At 38.5% G+C, this 24,408-nt stretch carries 23 protein-coding genes; 18 read left to right on the forward strand and 5 right to left on the reverse strand.

Features of this window, described 5'->3' with window-relative positions; genetic code table 11:
* Positions 1-21: 21 nt before the first annotated feature.
* The 6 genes from AA980_RS20955 to AA980_RS20980 all read left to right on the forward strand — a co-directional run bounded on the left by AA980_RS20955 (position 22) and on the right by AA980_RS20980 (position 6,458).
* On the forward strand, positions 22-813 hold the full coding sequence (locus AA980_RS20955) for an SDR family NAD(P)-dependent oxidoreductase (protein ID WP_024028119.1): 792 nt from the start codon (positions 22-24) through the stop codon (positions 811-813).
* Between the two features lie 56 nt (positions 814-869).
* Positions 870-1,616, forward strand: coding sequence for an SDR family NAD(P)-dependent oxidoreductase (locus tag AA980_RS20960; protein WP_024028118.1), 747 nt, complete (start codon positions 870-872; stop codon positions 1,614-1,616).
* Between the two features lie 74 nt (positions 1,617-1,690).
* Complete coding sequence (locus AA980_RS20965; RefSeq protein ID WP_024028117.1) at positions 1,691-1,915, forward strand: hypothetical protein; 225 nt, start codon at positions 1,691-1,693, stop codon at positions 1,913-1,915.
* 64 nt (positions 1,916-1,979) lie between these two features.
* Entirely contained in the window at positions 1,980-4,016 is a 2,037-nt protein-coding gene (locus tag AA980_RS20970; protein WP_024028116.1) for a hydantoinase/oxoprolinase family protein, read from the forward strand.
* Positions 4,017-4,076: 60 nt separating this feature from the next.
* Positions 4,077-6,029 carry a hydantoinase B/oxoprolinase family protein gene (locus tag AA980_RS20975; protein ID WP_024028115.1) on the forward strand — a complete coding sequence of 651 codons (1,953 nt, stop codon included), beginning with the start codon at positions 4,077-4,079 and terminating at the stop codon, positions 6,027-6,029.
* Positions 6,030-6,050: 21 nt separating this feature from the next.
* Positions 6,051-6,458, forward strand: coding sequence for an acyl-CoA thioesterase (locus AA980_RS20980; protein WP_024028114.1), 408 nt, complete (start codon positions 6,051-6,053; stop codon positions 6,456-6,458).
* A gap of 422 nt (positions 6,459-6,880) precedes the next feature.
* Here AA980_RS20980 and AA980_RS20985 read toward each other — a convergent pair whose 3' ends face one another.
* Together AA980_RS20985 and AA980_RS20990 are read right to left on the reverse strand one after the other, a co-directional pair.
* Positions 6,881-7,576: a class I SAM-dependent methyltransferase gene (locus AA980_RS20985; protein WP_024028113.1), complete on the reverse strand. Its 696-nt coding sequence runs from the start codon at positions 7,574-7,576 to the stop codon at positions 6,881-6,883.
* A 178-nt stretch (positions 7,577-7,754) separates the two neighbouring features.
* Entirely contained in the window at positions 7,755-7,949 is a 195-nt protein-coding gene (locus tag AA980_RS20990; RefSeq protein ID WP_024028112.1) for a ChaB family protein, read from the reverse strand.
* A gap of 283 nt (positions 7,950-8,232) precedes the next feature.
* Between AA980_RS20990 and AA980_RS20995 the strand changes: the two genes are divergently transcribed.
* The 3 genes from AA980_RS20995 to AA980_RS21005 all read left to right on the forward strand — a co-directional run bounded on the left by AA980_RS20995 (position 8,233) and on the right by AA980_RS21005 (position 12,738).
* Positions 8,233-9,438, forward strand: coding sequence for a quaternary amine ABC transporter ATP-binding protein (locus AA980_RS20995; protein ID WP_024028111.1), 1,206 nt, complete (start codon positions 8,233-8,235; stop codon positions 9,436-9,438).
* 1 nt (position 9,439) lies between these two features.
* Positions 9,440-11,167 carry a glycine betaine ABC transporter substrate-binding protein gene (locus AA980_RS21000; protein WP_024028110.1) on the forward strand — a complete coding sequence of 576 codons (1,728 nt, stop codon included), beginning with the start codon at positions 9,440-9,442 and terminating at the stop codon, positions 11,165-11,167.
* A gap of 557 nt (positions 11,168-11,724) precedes the next feature.
* Complete coding sequence (locus AA980_RS21005; RefSeq protein ID WP_024028109.1) at positions 11,725-12,738, forward strand: pirin family protein; 1,014 nt, start codon at positions 11,725-11,727, stop codon at positions 12,736-12,738.
* Positions 12,739-13,020: 282 nt separating this feature from the next.
* Here the strand turns inward: AA980_RS21005 and AA980_RS21010 are convergent, their stop codons facing one another.
* Positions 13,021-13,509, reverse strand: coding sequence for a pyridoxamine 5'-phosphate oxidase family protein (locus tag AA980_RS21010; protein ID WP_024028108.1), 489 nt, complete (start codon positions 13,507-13,509; stop codon positions 13,021-13,023).
* 236 nt (positions 13,510-13,745) lie between these two features.
* Between AA980_RS21010 and AA980_RS21015 the strand changes: the two genes are divergently transcribed.
* Together AA980_RS21015 and AA980_RS21020 are read left to right on the forward strand one after the other, a co-directional pair.
* Positions 13,746-14,846 carry a glycosyl hydrolase family 18 protein gene (locus AA980_RS21015; protein ID WP_024028107.1) on the forward strand — a complete coding sequence of 367 codons (1,101 nt, stop codon included), beginning with the start codon at positions 13,746-13,748 and terminating at the stop codon, positions 14,844-14,846.
* Positions 14,847-14,997: 151 nt separating this feature from the next.
* On the forward strand, positions 14,998-15,318 hold the full coding sequence (locus tag AA980_RS21020; protein ID WP_024028106.1) for a ribonuclease E inhibitor RraB: 321 nt from the start codon (positions 14,998-15,000) through the stop codon (positions 15,316-15,318).
* A gap of 130 nt (positions 15,319-15,448) precedes the next feature.
* On the opposite strand, the gene AA980_RS21025 is transcribed toward AA980_RS21020, so the two are convergent.
* The gene (locus AA980_RS21025; protein WP_024028105.1) at positions 15,449-16,507 is read right to left on the reverse strand and encodes a PrsW family intramembrane metalloprotease; all 1,059 of its coding nucleotides are present in this window, start codon (positions 16,505-16,507) and stop codon (positions 15,449-15,451) included.
* A gap of 413 nt (positions 16,508-16,920) precedes the next feature.
* Between AA980_RS21025 and AA980_RS21030 the strand changes: the two genes are divergently transcribed.
* The 3 genes from AA980_RS21030 (at position 16,921) to AA980_RS21040 (ending at position 18,739) form a co-directional block, all read left to right on the forward strand.
* Positions 16,921-17,169: a hypothetical protein gene (locus AA980_RS21030; RefSeq protein ID WP_235815136.1), complete on the forward strand. Its 249-nt coding sequence runs from the start codon at positions 16,921-16,923 to the stop codon at positions 17,167-17,169.
* A 152-nt stretch (positions 17,170-17,321) separates the two neighbouring features.
* Positions 17,322-17,663, forward strand: a complete 342-nt coding sequence (locus AA980_RS21035) for a hypothetical protein (protein ID WP_024028103.1) — start codon at positions 17,322-17,324, stop codon at positions 17,661-17,663.
* A 269-nt stretch (positions 17,664-17,932) separates the two neighbouring features.
* Positions 17,933-18,739 carry an RQC domain-containing protein gene (locus tag AA980_RS21040; RefSeq protein WP_024028102.1) on the forward strand — a complete coding sequence of 269 codons (807 nt, stop codon included), beginning with the start codon at positions 17,933-17,935 and terminating at the stop codon, positions 18,737-18,739.
* Positions 18,740-18,831: 92 nt separating this feature from the next.
* Here the strand turns inward: AA980_RS21040 and AA980_RS21045 are convergent, their stop codons facing one another.
* Complete coding sequence (locus AA980_RS21045; RefSeq protein ID WP_024028101.1) at positions 18,832-19,845, reverse strand: phosphotransferase enzyme family protein; 1,014 nt, start codon at positions 19,843-19,845, stop codon at positions 18,832-18,834.
* A 275-nt stretch (positions 19,846-20,120) separates the two neighbouring features.
* On the opposite strand from AA980_RS21045, the gene AA980_RS21050 reads away from it, so the two are divergent.
* The 4 genes from AA980_RS21050 (at position 20,121) to fabG (ending at position 24,386) form a co-directional block, all read left to right on the forward strand.
* Positions 20,121-20,864, forward strand: a complete 744-nt coding sequence (locus AA980_RS21050; protein ID WP_024028100.1) for an SDR family NAD(P)-dependent oxidoreductase — start codon at positions 20,121-20,123, stop codon at positions 20,862-20,864.
* A gap of 268 nt (positions 20,865-21,132) precedes the next feature.
* Complete coding sequence (locus AA980_RS21055; RefSeq protein WP_024028099.1) at positions 21,133-22,518, forward strand: amino acid permease; 1,386 nt, start codon at positions 21,133-21,135, stop codon at positions 22,516-22,518.
* A 274-nt stretch (positions 22,519-22,792) separates the two neighbouring features.
* Positions 22,793-23,344: a GNAT family N-acetyltransferase gene (locus AA980_RS21060; protein ID WP_024028098.1), complete on the forward strand. Its 552-nt coding sequence runs from the start codon at positions 22,793-22,795 to the stop codon at positions 23,342-23,344.
* A gap of 283 nt (positions 23,345-23,627) precedes the next feature.
* A complete protein-coding gene (gene fabG / locus AA980_RS21065; protein ID WP_024028097.1) occupies positions 23,628-24,386 on the forward strand; it encodes a 3-oxoacyl-ACP reductase FabG in 759 nt (252 codons plus the stop codon).
* The last annotated feature ends 22 nt before the right edge of the window (positions 24,387-24,408 follow it).

A 24,408-nucleotide genomic window follows, 5' to 3' on the forward strand; every position in this document is an offset into this window, starting at 1 on the left:
TAAATTCGGAGATGCAAAAATATGGCTGAAAAACTAAAAGGTAAAATAGCTTTTGTTACCGGCAGTGCAAGAGGATTAGGTGCAGAAGTTTGTAAGAGTTTTGCTGAAGAAGGCGTCACGAGGATTGCTTTAGCAGACATTTTAGAGAATGAGTTATTCGAAACCAGTAAACAAATTGAACGGAAGTATGACATTAAAACAGTACCTATCGTTATGGATGTAAGTCTTGAAATGGACTGGATTAGTGCATGCAATATAGTAAAAAAAGAGTTTGGTTCAGTCAACATACTAGTAAATAATGCAGGTATAAGCCACCGGGTTGGCTTTGCAGATTGTACAATAGAGGATTGGAGTAAGGTCATTGCGGTTAATCAGACGGGCACCTTTCTCGGGATGAAGCATATAGCTCCATTGATGAAAGTGTGTCAAGGGGGTTCCATTATCAATGTTTCATCCATTGCTGGACTAACAGGATATTTCGCTGCTGCTTATACTGCTAGTAAGTGGGCTGTTCGTGGGATGACGAAGGCCGCTGCAATGGAGTTTGGTGAATGGGACATAAGAGTAAATTCAGTTCACCCTGGGTTTGTATGGACACCGCTCACTTATCCTGCGAAAGAGTTAACAGAAAGGTTTTCTGAAATTACTGCTTTAAATCGTGTTGGCAGTGCAGACGAGATCGCAAAATCGATTGTATTTTTAGCTTCTGATGATTCATCTTTTGTGACTGGAGCAGAATTAGCCATTGATGCAGGTTTGACTGCAGGCGGGGGAGTAAGAAAAATTGCCCAAAGCTTAAATCTAATTAAATAAGGTTTTTAGCCTCAAAAGCAAATGGATTGTTAAAAAAAAACGAGGGAGTAATAAGAATGACTTTTAAAAGCGGGAAAATTGATTTGACTAATCAAACTGCCATTGTTACAGGCGCTTCTGGGGGAATTGGGAGAGCAACTGCAATAGCTCTTGCGCGCGAAGGAGCGAATGTCGTTGCCAGTGATTTAACTTCTGTTGACGAAACGGTGTTATTGATAAAAGAAAATGCCGGTAATGCCATTGGGGTTAAATGTGATGTGACAAAGAAAGAAGACATTCAAAACATGGTTCGATTGGCAGTAGAAACATTTGGCGACATAAGCATCCTTGTAACGGCAGCAGGTGTTTGTGAACGAACGGGTTCTGATGATATTAGCGAATTAGAGTGGAATTTTGTACAAAATGTGAATTTAAAAGGTACCTTCCTTTGTTGTCAAGCTGTATATCCAAAAATGAAAGAGAATGGCTATGGAAAAATAGTTACTGTAGGGTCCATCGCAGGAAAAGTGGGTGGAGTTATTTCAGGTCCTCATTATGTAGCTTCTAAGGGCGGTGTCCATGCCATGGTCAAATGGTTTGCCCAAGATGGAGCTCCTCATAATGTGTATATTAATGCAGTTGCGCCCGGACCTGTTAGAACGAACATGACAGAAGACTGGCCATATCGGGATGAAATGTCTCCACTAAAAAGATTAGGGGAACCAGAGGATATTGCTGAGTCTGTACTGTTCTTATCGTCTCAAGCTTCAAATTGGATTACTGGGATTACATTAGATGTAAATGGCGGAATGTTGATGAGTTAAATCATGTAAGGAGGTGGTCAAAGGGGGAAGAATGATTTAATAATTTTAAAAATTCAAAAATGGGAGGAATACAAATGAAACCTGTTTTGCGTCCAAATGAATCCTATATTAATGCAGACAAAAAATTGGTAACTGGAGAAGCTTGTCCTGAATGCAGAAGTATAAATATTAAAGTCTACTCTGTTTTAAGCGAAGGTGGCTGGTTGAAAGTAAAGAAATGTCAAAACTGCTTAACATCACTTGAAAGAGAACGTGCAGGATTATTCGGTTCTATGAGTACACTGACTGATACATTATAATAGATTCCTATTTTAATAACGTAATGTATGTTCGTAAAATTAATCATTCGGAAGGAGCATGTTTATGAGCGGAATGATCGGGGTTGATGTTGGTGGTACATTTACAGATGTTATCTCCATTAAGGAAGGTAAAATTTCGGCGGTTAAAGTCCCTACAAATCCAGAAAGTATGGAACTGCCAGTTATCGAAGGTGCTGAATTGGTCGGAGCAAATAATATGGATGTATTTAATCACGCGAGTACCGCTGGCTTAAATGCAGTATTAACACGCAATTTGCCCAAGATTGCTTTTTTAACCACAGAGGGACATCGAGATATGCTAGACATGGGACGTGCATGGCGACCACTTGAGGGACAAACTTCGGCCGATTGGCGCAGATCCTTTGGTGACGCGAGTGCTCCGCTAGTACCAAGATATCTAAGAAGGGGAATAAAGGAACGCATCATGAGCAATGGAGAAGTATTAATTCCGTTTGACGAAGAACAAGCATATAAACAACTACAAATACTTAAAAAGTGTAATGTACAAGGAGTTTCTATTTGTTTAATTAATGCATACGTAAATGCTGACCATGAAATCAAATTACAACAAATGGTCAAAGAAGTATTAGGCGATATTCCATGTTCTATCTCATCAAGTACCTCACCTCTAGCCAAAGAGTACCCTAGGGCATCCACCACCGTCATCGATGTGTTTATGAAAATAATTTATGAAGATTATTCTGAAAACCTTATCAATGGGTTAAGAAAGATTGGTTTTGGCGGAGAAATCAATTTTGCTGATTGTGCAGCCAACCTCTCTCCAGCAGATTTTGCTCTAGAGCGCCCACATAAAATTGTCTTTTCTGGACCATCATCCGGTACTGTTTCGAGTGCACACTTCGGAAGTAAAATCGGAGAAAAAAACATTCTTTGCTGTGATATCGGAGGAACCTCTTGTGATATTAGTATCGTAAAAGATGGAAAACCCACTGTTACTACAGTATTTGAACTTGAGCATGACTTACTTGTTAACACCCTTACAAATGAGGTTTCAAGTATTGGAGCTGGCGGCGGAAGTATAGTCAAAATTGATCCTGGTACGGGGGAACTGAGGGTAGGACCAGAAAGTGCCGGAGGAAAACCAGGCCCTGCATGCTATGGGAAAGGCGGTAAAAATCCTACCGTAACTGATACTTGTTTATTAATTGGAATTTTAAATTCTGATGCCCCGCTTGGAGGTAGAATTCGGTTAGACAAACAATTAGCCGTGGAAGCCTTTCAATCTTTGCCAACGAATCTTGATTTGAATCAGCGGGTGAGGTATGCCTATGAAATGGGATTAAATGAGATTAGTGAAGGTATTGTTGATATTTCCGTTAAACACGGAATTGATCCTCGTGATTATTCTTTAATTGCATATGGCTCTGCAGGTCCCATGCTCTTACCTGCTGTATTAGAAAAAGTGGGGGCAAAAAGTGTCTTAATTCCACCGTATCCAGGATTATTTTCTGCATTGGGTTTATTAAGTTCAGATCTTGTTTTTGCAGATAGTCAATCTGCTTATCTTTCTATAGATGATAACGCTGCAGATAGAATAATGGAAATTTTTAATGAAATGGAAAGCCGCCTGTTATCAAAAGTTTCTATTGATCGAAATGATGTAAAAATTGTGCGGACGTTTGATGGTCACCTTGCTGGCCAAACATGGGAAACCCCATTCATTCCGTTACCTGAAGGAAATATCACATCGGAACACATCGAAGAGATTATCGGTAATTTCCATGATACTTATGAGAAACATTGGGGAAATCGTTTTGACGGAATGCCTGTCGTTGGGGTAACGTTCCGTCTGCAAATTGTCGTCCCAACCGATAAAGTCAGTTATCCTGAAATTCCTAAAAGGATAGGAAAAAAATTGATCCCAATTGATATAGTCGAGCTTCAATATATTAGTGACTCACCAATCCATGCGAATGTATTCCAAAGAGATGACCTTTATAATGGGGATATCATCGTTGGTCCCGCAATTATTCGGGAGGCATTATCGACTACTTTTATTGAACGGTCTCAAAGTGCAAAAGTTGGTCAGTTTGGCGAGATTACCATTACAAGAGTATAGTGTGGAAAGCAGTCTTTAGATAAAATCACCTTAAATAGGTGAAATTGAGGAGGAGTGTTCATGAAAAATACTGCAGTGTTAATACGTGACTTGAGTGAAAAGGAATTTTTTGAAAAATATCAATGTGATCGTTTTACCGCGATGGTCATTTCTAACCGCTTGAGGTATATTGTCCAACATATGTGCACTGATTTATTAAATACAGCTTTTTCCATTATTCTCCGTGACTGGTATGATTTTGCTGCTACGATATCCGGGCCTCCTGAACAAGATTATCCAATGCCAGCGGTAAGTAATAGCCTTGTTTTGTTCGTCGGACCGATGACTGATGCTGTAAGAAACATGGTAGAAGAGTATGGTACAGAGAATTTAAACCCTGGTGATGTAATTATTGCGAATGACCCATACCGGATAGGTACGCATGTTAATGATATTTGCTTCGTGAAACCAGTCTTTTACGAAGTAAAGGGTGAAAATAAAATCGTGGGGTTTGTCAATATGCAAGCACATATGCTTGACATGGGTGGGGTTGTCCCATCTGGTTTTAGTGGCACAAAGAAAGATATTTATGAAAATGGGTTAGTCCTTGGTCCTCGATTGTTTTACAAAGAAGGAAAGCCATATAAACCAACATGGGATTTAATTTTTGATAATGCCCGATACGGAGAAATTATGCGTCCCGATATGATCACCATTTATAAAAACCTTCTTTTAGGTGAAAAAGAGACGATTGAAACGATAGAACGGTATGGTGTAGAAGCCTATCTTGGTTCCATCAAATATGCAATAGATATTTCTGCAGAGTCAATAGGAAGAGCGTTTGAAAAACTTCCCGATGGTGTTTATGAAGGCGAAGAGTTTATTGATTGTGATGGGATTGATAATTCCGAGGAGTATAAAGTAAAAACGAAGATTACTGTAAGGGGTGGCAAGGTAGAAGTTGATTTAAGCGGTTCCTCACGCCAAGCTCGAACCTCTATCAATGCAAGTTTCTTAGATACCAAAACAGCAATAGGTGCTGCATTTAAATACTTATTGGATCCAAGTTCAACCTTTACCTCAGGGGTGATGAGAAATATTGATATCGTGCTCCCGGATGCAAGCGTTACAAATGCAATGCCTCCTGATGGTGCCATTTTTCTTTATTGGGAAACCTCGATGCCTGTTTTATTGTCCATCTTTAGAGCATTGAAGGATGTTCTAAAGGAAAATGCGATTGCAGGGGATACATGCTCGCTAAATATCCACAATGCAAATGGCTTTTGGCCAGACGGAAATCCGTGGGTGACCATGGCACAGTGTGGTGGGGAACACGGTGCATGGGGTGCGACGAAGGCAGGGGATGCTGATAGCTATAGCGTGGCCTATCTTGCGAATAACCTCGACCCTTCAACGGAAGCCATTGAAATTGATGTTCCAGTCGTCGTACTCCGTAAGGAATATGTACCCGATACTGCAGGGGCTGGTCAAAATCGTGGCGGAGCAGGGGTACTAAAGGATACCCTTTGGAGAACCGATACACAACATCATTCAATGCCGCTGCATTTAAAAAGACCAAGTGGATTTGGTGTAAATGGTGGAAAAGACGGCAAAACAGGAGCTGTGTGGACGTGGGATCCAGAAAACTATGATATTGAAAAAGAAGAGAATTTACTCGCACATAATAAAGAAGCGTATCACATTTCCACTCCAGTTGCAGGTAAATTAAATCCTGAAACGAAAATGCCTGAAGTAAATGGTGAATATTATTATTTTGCAACCGTTCCTGTTTGGAAAACAAAGCCAAATGCAATGTTTCGCTATATTACAAATGCTGGAGGGGGATGGGGAGAACCTTATGCTCGTGATCCAGAAAAAGTAAAGCGAGATGTTCGGGACGAATACGTTACGATTGAAGGGGCAAAGGAGGTCTATGGGGTCATCATCGTAGGTGATCCAATTACTGATCCAGAAGGTCTTATTGTTGATTATGATGCAACGAAAGTTTTACGGGAGCGATTGGCAATAAAATAATAAACACTAATATTCAGAGGGGTGGCAGCCATTCATCATACTACACAAATCGTTACAAGGTATTGTGAATCAGATGCTTTAGGTCATATCAATAGTGTCAGCTATTTTATTTATTTAGAACAAGCACGTGTAGAGTTTCTTTTAGATAATGAAATCATTCCAAACCTAGATAATTGGCCATTTATTCTTGTTTCCACTAATTGTGAATATAAGCAGCAAATTTATGTAAATGATAGGATAGTAGTAAATACCTTTTTAAAAGAGATTGGAAGAAGTAATTTTACTTTAGGTCATAAGATCGTTCATGAAGATCGGGATGAATTACTTGCATACGGGGAATCGGTTGTCGTTCACTTTGATTTTGAACAGCAAAAAAGTAGTCCGGTCCCTGTTGAGATGCGGAACAAAATGGAAAAGTTTTTGAAATAAAATGTAAATGGATAAATATACTAAAGGCTCAGAATGGTCAGGAGCATTCGATTTCTTCAACTCTTACCGCAGTGAAAATTGTCGCGAAATATCACGATTGGAATAAAGATTTTTTGGGGCATGATTAAACAAAATTACCAAAAAAACATTAGAGACGCAATCGAACTCTCTAATGTTTTTTTAATCCTTTCAAAGGAATAACAAAGAAGGAATGTGATTGATCCATTAATGAAATGATGATTTTAAAGGAAATGATTAGTAAAAAGGGATTGCAAAAGAGAGGCAGATGAGTCACTCTGCCTCTCTTTATTAGAATTTCTATGGAACTAACTAACAATTATTTTATAAAACAAAATTACGGTCTTTAAAGAAAAAGATGCCAGGCACAATACATAAAATTGAAAGGGGGCTTTAAACCTTTTTTATTTTGAAGTGTGTGCAATCCAACCACCAAAAAGTGTTGTTGAAAAAAATGTTGCAATACGCTCAAATCCAGTTTGCTCTAGAAGTTCTTCGATTTCGATGGCAGATATAAATGATAGGCCCCGAACTGATTTTTCCATTTCCTCCACATCTTCTTTGGTTAAATTCGTTAAATCAAGCCATATTGATTTCCATAAATTCATCCGTTCATCGAATTCTGATTTTGATTGATCACCATACATCGTGACAAGGACAAAAGGTGAACCCGGTTGTAATAGTTCTTTCACTGTTCTTAATAAACTGCGTTTTTCTTCCATCGTCTCAATAAAATGGAGAACAAGTAAGCATGTTGCACCATCGAATTTCTCATTAAATTGCATTTGTTCAATTTTACCGGTATGAATGGACACCCGTTCATGTACACCCTCATTCTTTGCTTTTTGCAGTGCAACTTCTAGCATAGCTTCAGAAGTGTCGACACCTGCAAAGGTCCATGTGGGATTTGCAGTACCAAATTTCACAAATTCATTTCCTCCTCCCGCACCCACGATTAATACGTTTGCTGTGTCTTTAACATGTGCCCGGAGAAAGGACTGCACCATACGGAATAACGCATCATATGTTGGTAATGCACGTCGAATCCCTTTATCGTATTCTCTAGCCATTTCCATATCAAATTCTAAATCGTTCTTCACTATTTTACCCCCTTCGCACATTAACTTTCTGTCTATTATTATCCTGTAATATAAGAAAATTTACAATGTTCAAATAAGTGTAATGTTAACTGAGATATGCCAGCGATATGGTGCAGAGCTTTCATGGCTGAAAGAAAATAGTTAGCGCTTTCTACAATAATTTCCAAGATTGTTTTGTTTATTTTTTGACCCAAGTGTCCTCATTCTTTTTATATTTCTTTTTGACAGCACTCCAAGCTACTTTAAATGCGGTTTCTTCCTCTTTATATTCTTCATTGGCAGAATTAAATGCTTCGAAAAAGATTTCTTGTGCATGATGGGGTAAATGATCCTTAACTGAATCTGGTAAATCACTAAGTTTATGATATGGCACTTTTTTCATCCTCCTTTTATTTAAATTGGTTAATTTGTATATAACCCAATAAATCAATCCCAAACTTACCAATACTCTATGGTGTTTGTCTAAAATAGCCCACGGTTTATCCTCTTTCTAGAAAGTCAACCTGGCTGCATGAGGAGATTTATATGACTTTTTTTAGTGACAATTATTCGGTTCAAGTAACAGGATACGTAACTTAATCTTATAAAGTAACATAAAACAACAACATCTGGAAAAAATGTATATGATACGGTCATTATAAGAATGAGGTGACAGCATGAATCCTTACATCGAGGTCAGAAATGTTTCTAAGATTTTTGGCAATAATTCGAAAGCAGCGATTGATCTATTGAGGCAGGGTAAGACCAAAAAGGAAATTTTAAAAGCAACAGGACAGACAGTTGGGGTAAAAAATGTTTCCTTCGAAATTTATCCCGGTGAAATTTTTGTCATCATGGGTTTATCCGGAAGTGGGAAATCCACTTTAATCCGCATGTTTAACAGGCTGATTGAGCCGACTATCGGAGAAATACTGATAGAGAATGAAGATATCGTGAAGATGAGTGAGGCGAGACTGAGGAAAGTAAGACAGAAAAAGATTAGCATGGTGTTTCAAAACTTTGCTTTATTTCCTCATAAAACGATTGTGGAAAATACGGAATATGGGCTGGAAATCCAGAAGGTTCCCATAGAACAGCGCAGGAAGAGGGCATTAAGTGCCCTTGAGGTAGTCGGGTTAAAAGGGTACGAAAACCAGTTGCCTAAACAATTGAGCGGCGGTATGCAGCAGCGGGTTGGACTAGCTAGAGCACTAGCCAGTGACACCGATGTAATTTTGATGGACGAGGCATTCAGTGCGCTCGATCCGTTAATACGGAAGGATATGCAGGATGAACTGCTGGATATTCAAGAAAAATATAAGAAAACGATTATCTTTATCACCCATGATTTAGATGAAGCACTTCGCATAGGAGACAGGGTTGCGTTAATGAAGGATGGCAGCATCATCCAGCTGGGTACACCTGAACAAATTTTGATGAATCCTGCCAATGAATTTGTCGAGAAGTTTGTGGAAGATGTAGATTTAGCAAAAATATTAACCGCCTCCCATGTAATGAAACGGGCAGAAAAAATTGGTGTCGACCGAGGACCGCGAGTAGCATTGGAGATTATGCGGAAGCAGGGATACTCCAGCATCTTTGTTGTTGATCGCAATCGAAGACTTTTGGGCGCCATTACCGCTGAGGAGGCACGGCAGGCCATTGAGCAGAATCAAACCATTGCAGATGTCATGACAACTGATATTCCAATTGTCTCCGGTGAAACATTACTTACAGATCTAATGGACGTAATGGCTACATCCAATGTACCCATTTCCGTTATCGATGAAGAAAACCGCTTGCAAGGAATTGTCATACGCGGAGCCGTCATCGGGGCATTGGCAGGAAATAAAGATTCTTTGAACGATTTGGAGGGCGAATGAGATGAATGTACCGAAAATCCCTTTAGGAAATTGGGTAGATGTACTTGTCAAATGGGTAACCATTGCCTTTGCCGGATTGTTCGCCTTTTTAACCACCGTTATCGAGTCCCTATTAAATATTATTGTGGACGTATTAAGTGTTGGCCCGCCAATCATCTTAATCGCCGTTTTAACATTGTTAGTTGCCTATACCAGCAGATGGCCGTTAGGAATTTTTACGCTTATCAGTTTACTCTTGATCGATAATCTCGGCTATTGGGATTCCAGTATTCAAACCATTGCGATTGTTTTATTATCAGGATTACTCACCATCATCATTGGGATCCCAGTTGGAATCTGGAGTGCACAACGAAAAACGGTGCATCGAATCGTAACGCCGATTTTGGACTTTATGCAGACCATGCCGGCGTTTGTCTATTTAATTCCATCAATTTTATTTTTTGGAATCGGAGTAGTACCGGGAATTATTGCCTCGTTTATTTTTGCGATTGCGCCAACAATCCGAATGACGAATCTGGGCATTAAGGAAGTTCCGAAGGATTTAATTGAAGCAGCCGATGCTTTTGGTTCCAGCAACAGCCAAAAATTATTTAAGGTTCAATTACCAATCGCCACACCAACGATTATGGCCGGGGTCAACCAAAGTATTATGCTGGCGCTTTCGATGGTGGTGACGGCTTCATTAGTTGGTGCACCGGGGCTTGGGGCAGATGTTTACCGGGCAGTCAGCCAAATTGACGTAGGACGAGGCTTTGAAGCAGGATTATCGATTGTATTCATCGCTGTTATCCTCGATCGGATTTCGCAAAACTTACGAAAACCGGCCTATGAGAATGTGATCAAGAAAAAAATTGTCTTTTCCATCTTAGCTGTTCTGGTTATCGTGACAGCGATTGTGACAGGAATTACAAAAGAAACGGCTAAAAATAAGGATGGTAACAGCATTGGTGCCCAAACGGATTATAAAATTATCGGGATTGAACCTGGTGCAGGAATTATGGCACAAGCGAATCAAGCTATCAAAGAGTATCAGCTGAATGATTGGCAGCTGGCGGAAGGTTCATCTGCCGCCATGACAGCTGAATTGAAGAAAGCATATGACCATAAGAAACCCATAATAATCACCGGTTGGGCACCGCATTGGATGTTCTCGACTTACGATCTTAAATTTCTGAAAGACCCAAAGAAATCCTTTGGTGAGGTTGAAGATATTCATACGATTGTAAGAAAAGGTCTGGAACAGGATGCTCCAGGTGCATATACCATCCTCGATCAATTTAACTGGAAACCCGCTGATATTGAAAAAGTGATGGTGGATATTAAAGATAGGATGGACCCAGCTGAAGCAGCGGATAAATGGATTAAGGCTAACGGGGACAAAGTGGCGCAATGGACAAAGGGTGCCGATGCAGGCAATGGGAAAAAAATCAATCTTGTCTATGTCGCTTGGGATACCGAAATCGCAAGTACAAATGTTATTGCTAAGGTTCTAGAGCAGAATGGCTATGATGTGAAATTAAGCCAAGTGGAGGTCGGTCCTATGTTTGCCGGTGTGGCCAACGGGAGTGTGGACGGTATGGTGGCCGCCTGGCTGCCTAGTACCCATAACGAATTTTATAAGCAATATAAGAACGATCTTGTTGATTTAGGAACCAACCTCCATGGAACCAAGAATGGACTGGTTGTACCAACGTATATGGATATTGATTCCATTGAAGATTTGAAGTAAATTATTGGGATTATCATTGCATTCGGTGGCAGCTAACTTGTTATATAAATTTAATTAACTTTCTTCCGTCTTGTACGGCGAAGCAGGAATTATGGCGCCTGACCCCTGTCGAATTAACGCTTTAACGCTGCGGGGGCAGGCACCGATTTTCGGAAACTTAACGATATTGCACAAATCTGTACATCTTCTCTTAAATCTGAGAGACCAAGAAAAAAATACAAGTGCTTTAAAACTCACTCAAGTTAAATGAAAAGCAATTTACAGAAGTAAATAAATTGCGCAAGCAATGTCTGAACAAAGCTATCTAATATTTAAAGGAGAAGAATATTTCAGCATGAAATTAAGAAATGCAAAAAAATACTCTTAATTCGAGATATTTTTATTGCATTTTTTTTACTTGAGGAGTAAAGTGATAGTAACGAACCGAAAATAAATTAGTAAATTAAGAACCCTTTTACTTGTGGTAAAATGCTATGTTATTAATTTTTTATTCATCACTTGACTAGTAAATTGAAATAAATCCACATCAGGGTAGCTATTAAAGGAGAGAAATAGAAGTGAATAACAAAATCATGAAAATACAAAAATTAGGATTTCCGTGGGAGACAGAAGATCCGTTCCTGATGACAGTACATCATAAAGATGCGTATCCTTCAGGAAATGACCAGCAGGGTCCTAACGTTTCATTGGAAGGCAGAAATCTTGGCGAGGATTTTACGTTACGTGATGGTTTTAGAATGTATCATGGTAAAACCGTTCCGGGATTTCCTGTACATCCCCACAGAGGTTTTGAAACGGTAACCGTCGTTCTTGAAGGTCTTATTGATCATTTTGATTCATATGGGTCCGTAGGACGATTCGGGAATGGAGATGTTCAGTGGATGACAGCAGGTAAGGGTGCACAGCATACTGAAATGTTTCCTCTCGTCCATCAGGACAAAGGCAATCCACTTGAATTCTTTCAGATATGGCTGAATCTACCCGCAAAAGATAAATTCGCTGATCCTGAATATAAAATGTTATGGGCTGAAGATGTACCGGAAGCACAATCAGCGGCTGCTAATGGACAGAAAACGACCGTAAGACTAATTGCCGGAAGTGTGATGGGCAAGTCTAGTTTAGAACCAAACTCTGCTTCTTGGGCAAACGATAAAAATCATCATGTGGGAATCTACCTTATTCATATGGAGCCGGAAGCAGTCTACACCCTGCCGTCAGTTTCAGCGACAATGACGAGAAATATATACTATTATCAGGGAGATAAACTAAATATAGACGAAACAGCGATTGAAACGTACCATCGTGTAAAGCTTGCTGGTGATCAGGCAATCACGATTACAAATGGATCATCTGATAGCTATATGCTGCTCCTAGAGGGTGAGCCGATACAAGAACCTGTCGTATCCTATGGACCGTTTGTAATGAATACTGAGCAGGAAATTCGTGATGCATTCAGGGAGTATCAAAATACAAAATTTGGAGGCTGGCCATGGGACCGTCCAGATCCTGTAAATAAGCGTGAGTCAGGAAGATTCGCACGTCATGCGGATGGAAGAGTTGAAAAAAGGTAACCACTATTCATAAAATGTAAAGTTAGCAGATGATCGTGTTCATCCTGCATAATCATTATTTACAGACTTCGGAAACGGTCCAGATTTCAAACCAAAAGCAGTTCAAGAAGATTTAGTAAATCAAATGTTAGATCAATTAGTTTCTTGGTCAAAAGCAATATTCACACTCAGATAATTAATAAAGAATTGAATTGCTGGAACTGACACCATGTGCAAGTAATTATGCACATAACTTAACATAGCAAAAAGGATTGTCCTATAACCTGACAACCCTTTTTGCTGTTATTTATTTAATTCAACCGTTTCATTAACATCTGTCGATTTAGAACTTTGTCCTGTCATGCGTTTATAGAGAAAGGCAATTTTCTTCTTAAAATTACCGGTTTCCCAATATTCGGCTGCTTCCGCTTTTACCTTTATCAAGATAACGTTAGGATCATCATAAGAAGTTTGCATAATTTTCTCATATACTTTGGTCCACAATTCCTTTTTCTTGTCTAAATCATCAACAATTTCTGCCCTTCCACGGACGGAAACATAGGATTTACCTGCATAAGCCACATTAACATCTTGATCATGTAAAATTTCTTCATATTTATTAGTCTCTTTTTTAGTGAAAAACCATAAGTCACCATCAAACTCTACTTCTTGTGTTTTCATAGGACGAGAAACAAGCCCTTCTTCAGTTACCGTAGTCAGCATGGCCGTGTCTACGTCTTTGATTAACTCTCTTAATGTTTCCATTTCTTCTTGTTTCATCATATTAGACATTTCCATCACCTCATTAATGTTTATAGAGGTAATCTACCCTTTACACCAACTTTTATTCAAATATGGCGGATTACTAACTAACTCTAACAAAATGAAACTTTAATGGAGCAATTAAAAAGTCTAATTTCTTCGCATTAAATAGAAACATTTCGATATAAAGATATTATGCCGTGAATAAATTACAATTTTTCTCACCAACTTAAGAAATAAACAAATTAGAGAAGTAGGTGTAATAGATGCCGCGAAATTGTTATCGGGTATTCACTATAATTTCTTTAACCTTGGTCATTTTATCATCCTGTAATCCTTCAAAAAGAAAAGAGGTTAGCCCAGAAAATAAAGCTCCACGAGAAGTATTAGGCTTTTACACAGAGAAGGAAGGAAGTTTTCCAGGGTCGCAACCTACTGTTAATTCGCAATTCACGAATTTAAGCAGCATTGCGCCATTTTGGTACAAGCTTGATGATAAGCGTCCAGGCAGTCTTATAGATTCCGTTACAGCAGATCATAAGAGAATGGTTATCAAGAGCGCTCATGATAATCATGTGAAGGTATATTTAGTTGTCCACAACCTTTTTTATGAAACCCTGGAAAAGGGCAAACAAGTGGCGAGTAATGTCATCAATAACGATATTAACCGCAATGTTTTCATTCAGAATTTACGAAATGAAATAAATCAGTTCGGATATGACGGTATTAATATAGACATGGAAAATTTGAATTTGAATGACCGGGATTCCTTTAGTATGATGATTAAAAAATTGTGTGATGTGCTGCATCGTGATGGGAAAGCAGTAACCGTTTCAGTCCCAGCAAACACAGGTGATTCGCGGGCGAATCCGTGGTCACCGTGGTTTGATTATGCAAAGCTTGGTCAATTTGCAGATGGGTTAATGATCATGACTTACGATGAACACAACGCAAAAACAACACCCGGCTCAACAGCATCGTTGGATTGGACAGAAACAACGATTCGTTATGCTTTGAATAAAGGAGTACCACCGTCCAAAATTATTCTCGGTATCGCTGGTTATGGGTGGGACTGGGACACAACAGCGAACAAAGCCGTTTATAGCTCATATGCACTATTAAAGGGGCATATAACAAAATATAAAGCTGACGTTTTGTGGGATACCCGTTCGCAAACACCTTATTTCGGTTATGTAGATGAAAAAAAACATAGCCACCAGGTCTGGTTTGAAAATAGCAAAAGTCTCCGGACTAAGCTAAACTTGGTGGAAAAGTATAACTTACAAGGAATCGGGATTTGGCGACTCGGCTTAGAAGATCCAAAGTACTGGACGGTCATATCAGAGAAGATAAAAGTAAAAAAATGATGTTGTAAGTATAATGTGCGTATTACTTGGCAAAAACTGCGCCCAATTGTTGATTGTATTTAAAATATTTTGGCTGCATCAGTGTTGTTCTAAAGGAACGAAATGAATTATAATAACAACATTGAATGTACAGAATACGGAGGAGAAACGATTGAAATTTCCAAATGATGCTGATGGGGATGCATTACGTAGTTTATATAAAGATGGACTAGATTTTAAAAAACAACAATCAGTGGACTTTTTTGTTGCCTTGCCCGATAAAGCAACAGGTGAAAAATTATTGCAAGTACTAAAAGGAGAAGGATTCAATTGTTTCCTAGAGGAAGACGACGAAACAGAAGAGTGGGCCTGTTGCTGCTCTAAAAGAATGCTTTTAAATTACAATGAATTAATTAAAATTCAGAATAAATTAGATAGCTTAAGTAAATCACACGGTGGTTATTCTGACGGTTGGGGCGTATTTGTTGATTAAAATAAATGAGTGAATCTAAGATATATCCATAGATAAAGAGAAATAAAGTGCCAGGTCCATTCTATTTTGGTCCTGGCACTTTATTTTGCAGAGTATGAAACAACGAAGAAGAAACCTCCTCCTTGTTCCCCTAATCCATCACCTTTTTTTCACCTATCTCCTTAAGACCAGCGCGGATCAGCAGAAAAACGACTATCCACGAAGCAATTATCAAAAAGGCCTGTCCAAAGGGAAACATACCGGTAATAGGAGTATCCCATAGAGCATGCATCAACACGACTAAGAAAAAGACCCGTAAAAATTTATATTTAACCAACGTATTCAGCTTAAAGGGATGGTCCCCTTGTACCCGGCAAAACGCGGCCCCTGTAAGAGCGGCCCAGGCAACATGCCCGCCCGGGGCTAAAAGCCCGCGCCAAAGGATTGTGGTATAAAGATTTTGGGCATCCCCGGACATGAGCGACCTAAGGGCATATCCTGCCGTTTCAAATGCAGCAAATCCAGCTCCAACGGCTGCCCCAATGAGCAGTCCATTAAGAATGTACCTGTATTTTCGGTAGCGAACAAAACTAATGACCGTGATTGCTTTGGCCAGCTCCTCGGCAATTCCAATCGTAATCGGATTGATTATATTTTTCAAAATATCAAAAAACACAAGCGCAACTAACATGGAGAGAATCCCGCCAATCAACACAACATATATAATCCGGTAAATGGCTATATTTTGCGGGGCATTCATCTCCCAGAAGAAGATTAATGTTGTCAACGGGACCGCAAATGCCCCAACAATGATAAGCCCTGGGATAAAGTTCACATTTCCAAAATAGTCAACGCCTATGTAAAATCCTGCGAATGCTAGAAGCGCAACGATAAACATCCTTGCAAATAGCCAAGGCTTGGGCCATGTATCCGTTACTTCCGAAATTTTAGGTGTCGTAAGCGCCGTCCCTACGATAAATAGCCGCTCCGCCTCTAATTCGCTATGATTTCGGAAAACACGGGAAAATACGTTTTGAAATTTTGGTTCAATCGATCGTTCAATTCTCGGGACCATATCTACATAATGGGCAAACTCATAAAAAAAGCTGTTTTCATCCTCTTCCATGTTATTCTTAACAAACGTTTCACCGCAGCTAATGCAGAACTTTACTCCATCCGGATTTGTATAAACACATTGCGGGCACTTCAATTAATTTCCCCCCACTTAATTTTATCGATAAACATATTGGCGTTTTCCATCGAATCATTTTGTGAATTAGTTCAAATGTGGAAATTTTTGAATAGTAAAATTGCTTATTGCATGGATGCCAATGACGTATCCCCTAAAAAATGAATAGCAACCTCAAAAAAAGTATGCCCAACTAATGGAAATATAATTGAAAAACAAATAGATACACGTGATGGAATAGGATGAAATCCAGGAACTTTAGACATTGGTGGTCCTATTTTCTCAGTAGGATTGATCAAAGGGTAAAGCACGGGGACCACACAGATCATTTTGTATGCTCAATTTTGGGTGCAGCTCTAACTAGGAGACAAGGTCAGGGCGGAGAATGAAAGTGAATAAACATTAATTTTAGGCTAACTATATAAAGAGTTAATATGAAAAAGGTGATGACTTCGATGGAGCAATTAAAAATAACTAACATGATTATTGATGACGATTTTGCTGTAGATGAATATGTGACTGCTGAATTTAAATACAATCATAAAACATATAGTATGACATTTAAAAAAGCAGACCTTGAAATCATCAATTCCTGGGTTTTTGAGGATGTTACCTCATTTCCAGCATATGTACCAGAAGAAGTAGTGGAATCAATTAGAGATGAGGTCACAAAAAGAATCTAGACTCCTGAATTTCCACGTCGTGTTGAGGTGAAAGGATTTTGGCAAGAGTTATACCGGCAATAATTCGGTGTTAAATACAATCCCAAAACATATACATATCTTAGTAGGGTATTCGATTTGGACATAAAGGAGTGAGGATTATAAGCTTCAAAATGAGAAAAGCAAATATGCTGGCTGAACAAATAAATGATTTTATTCAATATGTCCAAAGAAGCTATCAAACTAAAAACAGCCTTTATGCAAATAAAGATAGAATATATCAAATAAAACTCTGGATGGAAGAGTTTAAGTTTCAAATAATAGCAGATGAGCTCTTCAGAGTAAATCAGTTTTCTTGGAATGAAAAGTACACTTATTATTTAGTTGACCAATTTCGGCAGGGCATCAACATAATCGATGAATATGTAAACAATAACTACAACGAATTATTCCTCATTACGGCTAGACTTTTCACCTTAAAGAACCTTTGCCAATTATTACAAAGTGATATATAGATTAATTTAACATAAATATATTATGTAAACTTAAAATAAGATGCCTGACGCTATTGAAGTATAGTGCTATTTCAAAAAAGAGGGATTCGGTTCATTCGAAAGTTGTTACACCACTGTTGAACATAATGAATACAAGATTATAGTACCTAACACCCAATGGGTTTAGTTCACCGGTGGTTAGGACTTTTACCTTTTTAAAAAATATATCGATGGCTATAATTGTAATAGAGTATGGTAGTATGAATTGTATTTATAAATGAGGTATTATAATGGGGAAAAAGGTAAACCGTGTTCCATATGAGCTTAATGCAAACGGGATTAAGTCTTTGCCAATGGATGAAATCAAAATAATCTTGCGAGGTGCTGAGGATTTGATCATGAGTGGCGGCCGCGCCATGCTTGCCAAGATTCTTGCTGGATCGAAAGAAAAAAAGCTATTGGATCTAGAATTGGATTACAGCCCCGTATATGGGGCATTTAAAGATAGTTCGCAAAAAGAAATCCTCGCAAAAATAGACTGGATGATTCTTCATCATTATTTAGCGATTGAATATAATTACAGACTTCCGCTACTGGTATACACTGAAAAAGGCTGGGAGATTGAACGGGAGACCTATGCTAATGAATTATTGGATAAGCTAATCTTTGCAGCTGAGAATGGTCAGTATGAATTTGTCGAATCACTAAAAGATCGTAACCGTGGCATGATCCTTCTATTATTGGACAAGATTGCGGACTCAAGTCATAAAGAGTTGATTACAATCTTGAAAGCATGGCAAGGGATTGAATACAAAAAGCTTAGAATAAGAATCCAAGAAGTTATTGATGTATTGGAGAATATAGAAGATACCCAGAATCTAAAACTGAATCAAGAAGTAATTTCATTTTCAGCAAATAAAAAATGGCTTTCTCTACCTGAAGAGGTACGGAGAAAACTTGAACGAAATGTTTGGTGTGGTTCTTGTCGGGATGTTGTAAAAATTGAAAATTGTATTGTCAAAGAATCATCCAATGGAATTCTGCTTCAAGGTAAATGTCATAAATGTGGAAATGAGGTAGTAAGAGTTATTGACTGAGAAAAAGTTTTTCAAATTTAATTCTATGATTTTTTGGATAAAAAAAGCAGGGACTTCTATTTTTGAAGTCCCATTACAATCTATTTATTAACTTATTCAATTTCTTTTAAAATCAATTCAAAATCTATATCGACAATCGCTTCATCCAAAAGGATTCGATTTTTAATATCACTTACTAATTTTTGTAATCGCTCACTAGCCTTTGATAAATCTTCTTTTTTATGGAAGACAGAATATAAAGTTAGATCACGAAGTTTGAAGAATAATGGTATCTGTTTAATCCAATAGGAGTCAATATAATTCTCCTCGTAATATCCTATTAAAAATTGTCTAGCAAAGTTTTGGGCGAATTCCGATCGATCTTCCTTACTTTCAAGAGCCGTATTAAACCAAACAGCATAATAAATCGGTATCGCAATATCGCTGGCAAACCAATGATAAGAGCAATCGTCGAAATCAAATACCTCAATTTTGCCATTTTCAACAAAGAAATTTCCTGAATGTATATCAGAATGGATTAATCCATAAGTATTAGGATCTTTATCAAGCTGCTGAATTTGTTGTAGTAATGCTTTTCCTTTTTCGATTACTTCTTTTTCATTAGTAGGAGCAAATTTTTCAATTAAATTTAAATCGTCCTCGTCCCATTCAGGCCGTTTGGTGATACTATCTGGTTTTTGATAGTTTTTTGTAGCATGATTCATTTTCCCAACTAACTTTCCCCATTGGTAAAACAAGGTATCGTTGAAATCTTCCGTTCGAACATTTTTTCCATGAGCCTTTTTAAACAGGCAGGCAAAAAAGAATGTGTCTTCTGAAATAAGTGCTTCCACATAATTTCCATTAATCGATGGAAGTGCACGGCACACATTTATCTTTTGATCAGATAAAAAGTTTAGCCAATCCAATTCCGATTCAATTTGATCCTTTGATCGATGGGAGCTGTGAGTTAAACGTAAGACAAAAGGGACGCCATTTCGATAGACCTCAAATGCGTAATTCTCGAAATCTCCAAGCTTTTTTGGTTCTTGTTCTGTTGCCGTATATAATGATAAAGCTTTTTGTAAAAGCTCTTCCGTAAATAATCTTGATACCGATTCTTCCATGGTACAGCCCCCACCTCTTAACTATTGTAAGAAAATTCTATAAAAATTCCGATAAATCGTCAACACTTCTTATCAGATGACTTTGAAGCGTCTGTTTTTAAAGTTGTATTGCTGTTAGGAAAATCAACTTTTTTGACAAAATATTAAATTAGAATTAATATAAATACGTGGTAAGAATCTTTAATTCTAAATTCTCGATTTCAAATTATATTATTATTTTTCAATTAATGGCAAATAATATAATGTGATGAAATGTTGAAGGGAGAAAGTCAAAAATGGGTAAATTGGATGGAAAAGTAGCTATTATAACAGGCGCTGCACAAGGTATGGGAGCTATGCATGCCCGTAAATTTGTGGAAGAAGGGGCAAAAGTAGCTGTAACAGATGTCAATATTGATGCGGCCCAACAATTAGCAGATGAAATTGGTGAGAATGCTATTGCGTTAAAACTGGATGTTTCAAACGCTGATAACTGGAAGGAAGTTGTCGAAAAAACGGAAGAAAAGTTTGGTCCGATTACAGTTTTAGTAAATAACGCGGGGGTGGGTATTTTCAAACCGCTAGAAGAACTAACTGAAAAAGACTTCAGATTAACATTTGAAGTAGATGAATTAGGTGTATTTTTAGGGATGAAGACCGTCGTTCCTTCTATGAAACAGGCAGGAGTAGGATCTATCGTAAATATTTCATCAGTGGATGGGTTAGTGAGTGCTCCAACAGCCATTGCTTATAGTGCATCCAAACATGCTGTTACGGGTATGACAAAAGGTGCTGCTACTGAACTTGGGCAATACAATATTCGTGTTAACTCTGTTCACCCAGGAATTATAAAAACACCAATGGCGGAACAAGGAGATGTTGCTGAATATTTGAAACAACTAGAACAGGACATCCCGTTAAGAAGACGAGCAGAGGTATATGAGGTATCTAATTTAGTTATTTACCTTGCTTCTGATGATTCTAGTTATTCAACTGGAGCACAATTCGTGGTTGATGGCGGAATGATTTCAGATTTATAATTTACAATTTAGAGATAAGACCTCAGTGGCAGCTGGGGTCTTATTTATTGCTGTTTAAACTTTTTTAGTAGGGACGGGGGGGGACAGGTAAGTGTCCCTCCCTTCATTTGTTTAAATTAGATTTTCTGTGGTAAGGAACCTGTCCTCTCGTTTCGTTTCCCTAACTTTCGCTAATCAGTTTGCAATTATCTGATTTTCCTTTATTATTAAATTATTCAATGCTATCAAAATATTACAAAATTCGGGAAAGTAGGGAGACGGAAATCAGATGCAGGAACAAAAATTGTCGAGAGGTCTAAAAAACAGGCACGTACAACTAATCGCTATTGGCGGGGCAATCGGAACGGGGTTATTTCTTGGAGCAGGGAAATCTATTCATTTAGCAGGTCCATCGATTTTATTTGCTTACTTGATTACAGGGGTAATTTGCTTTTTAATCATGCGCGCACTTGGAGAACTGCTTTTATCCAATTTGAAATATCATTCTTTTGTTGACTTTGTAAGATACTATTTAGGTAATATGGCAGCATTTATCACAGGCTGGACTTACTGGTTTTGCTGGATTTCAATCGCTATGGCTGATTTAACAGCCGTTGGTCTCTATACTCAGTATTGGCTTCCTGATGTACCACAGTGGATGCCTGGTTTAATTGCCCTTGTTATTTTGCTAATCATGAACCTTGCAACTGTAAAACTTTTTGGCGAAATGGAATTCTGGTTCGCATTAATTAAAGTCATTGCGATTCTAGCATTAATTGTTATCGGAATTTTCATGATTATTAAAGGCCTTTCCACAAATTCAGGCTCAGCCAGTTTTACGAATATATGGGGCCATGGCGGTATGTTCCCGAATGGCATAAATGGCTTTATTCTCTCATTCCAGATGGTAGTGTTTGCGTTTGTTGGCATCGAACTTGTAGGACTAACTGCAGGTGAAACAGAAGACCCTGAAAAGGTTATCCCAAAAGCTATCAATAATATTCCTATACGGATTATAATTTTCTATATTGGCGCCCTTATCGTCATTATGAGTATTTATCCATGGAACGCTATCAACCCAGCGAAAAGCCCATTCGTCCAAGTTTTCGTGGCGGTTGGTATCGCAGTAGCTGCTGGTATCGTCAATTTTGTCGTCTTAACATCTGCAGCGTCGGCATGTAACAGCGCCATATTCAGTACAAGCCGGATGGTATATTCACTTTCCAAAGATAAAAATGCACCGGTACCATTTGCTAAGCTTAATGCCCGTAAAGTACCTTCCAATGCCTTGTTCTTTTCGACTCTCGTCATTCTTATTGCCGTTATTTTGAACTATGTTATGCCAGAAGGAGTATTTACACTGATTACAAGTATTTCAACAGTATGTTTCATCTTTATTTGGGGAATTACGGTCATCAGCCATTTGAAATACCGCAAAACTAGACCCAATCTAGCGAAAGTGAACAAATTTAAATTGCCGTTCTATCCATTTTCCAATTACTTAATCCTTGCTTTTCTAGCGTTCGTTCTTGTCGTACTTGCTCTTGCGGAAGACACCCGTGTTGCCTTGTTTGTAACTCCCGTTTGGTTTATTTTGCTGATTGCGATTTATATGATGCGGAAACCAAATGCGAATCTTATTGATCGGGTGAATAAAGGGAAAATAGCTAATTAAGTGAAAACTCTAGGAAGCAGAGTTACTAAGGGGCAGGTCCATTGTCTCAACCAACAATAAAGTGCCAGGCACCTCCAATTTTCTGGATGGTGCCTTTGTACTTTATTGGCTCACAAAATATTATTCACCTTTCCAGTCATAAGCCTGTGAAAATTATGACAATTTTTCAAAGCAATACAGAAGTCTATGTTAAAATAAAGGTAAGATGATTTTGTTAAATAGCGATTTATAACAATGGTATATATTGAATTTTGCCATACATGGAGGCGATTTGGTGTTTTATCAAGATGCTGATTTATTGATACGCCCAATAATAGAGGGAGATTTACCAGTTCTTTGGCAGCTTATTTATCAAGACGTATCCCCTGAATGGAAAAAGTGGGACGCCCCCTATTTTGAACATAAGCGTATATCTTTTGACGAATACATAGGTCAAAAAGAAAAATGGATAAACCGAGAAGATCGCTGGGCAATTGTTGTGAAGGGTGAGGTTGTCGGTACAGTTAGCTATTACTGGGAGCATAAACCTTCAAACTGGCTCGAAATGGGAATCGCGATTTATACTCCTGCCTATTGGAGCGGCGGCTATGGTACAAAGGTTCTCCGACTGTGGATCAATCATTTATTTAATACATTGCCTTTGGTCCGTGTCGGCTATACAACTTGGTCAAGGAACGAGCGGATGATAAAGGTGGGTGAAAAGCTTGGAATGACAATGGAGGCTCGGCTTCGAAAATGCAGGTACTTCAACGGAGAATACTATGATTCTATTAGGATGGGGCTTTTGCGTGAGGAATGGGAAGCAAATCCAGGATTTCATGAATAAATCAGCGACTGCAATTATTGTGATTGCGGTCGTTTTCGTAGTGGGTAATCTTTTTTAAAATTTGCCGAATAAAAAACTGCCAGGATGTATTTTTCCTGGCAGTTTTCTATTTATCTATAATAATCCATTAAACCCACTGAATATTCAGTCCTAAACAAACATACACATTACTATCAACTGAAATTCACAACAATTCACAGTACATCCCACAACTTCATTCAAATTTTATTTGTATTTTGTTGTTTTTAAAATAAGCCCATTTAAAATGTGAGGAGCTGTTCATATGTTTAGTTCATTTAAGAATAAGACTGTAATCGTTACCGGTGGCAGTAAAGGGATAGGAAAAGGAATTGCTCGAGTATTTGCAAATCATGGCGCGAATGTAGCTGTGGTGGCACGGAATCTAGAAGCTGCAGAGGCCTGTGCAGCCCAATTGAATGGTGAAAATGGAAAGGTAGCTGCCTTTTCAGCGGATGTTCAAGATCGTGTATCGATGAAAGCGATGGCAATAGAGGTCAATGAAAAATTTGGTAGCATTGATGTGTTATGTGCAAATGCTGGGATATTTCCTTCAGCATCCCTTGAGGACATGACAAATGAAGACTGGGATAAAGTGATGAATACAAACGCGAAAGGTACTTTCCATGCTGTACAGGCATGTATCCCTTACTTAAAGCAAGCGGAATATGGACGCATTGTAATAACCTCATCGATTACTGGTCCCGTTACTGGTTACCCCGGCTGGTCGCACTATGCAGCGAGTAAGGCCGCACAACTAGGTTTTATGCGGACAGCAGCATTGGAATTGGCTGGTGAACACATTACTGTGAATGCAGTGTTACCGGGAAATGTTCTGACAGAAGGGTTGGAAGGATTAGGAGACGATTATTTGAAAGAAATGGCATCTGCTATTCCGATGAAAAAGTTAGGCACTGTTGAAGATATCGGTCATGCTGCCCTTTTCTTGGCCACAAAGGAAGCAGGGTTTATCACGGGTCAATCAATTATTGTTGATGGCGGACAAATTTTACCGGAAAATTAACTAACATCTAAAAAAGGTTCCC

This window comes from Neobacillus vireti (genome assembly GCF_001026695.1).
Classification (GTDB): Bacteria; Bacillota; Bacilli; order Bacillales; family Cytobacillaceae; genus Neobacillus; species Neobacillus vireti.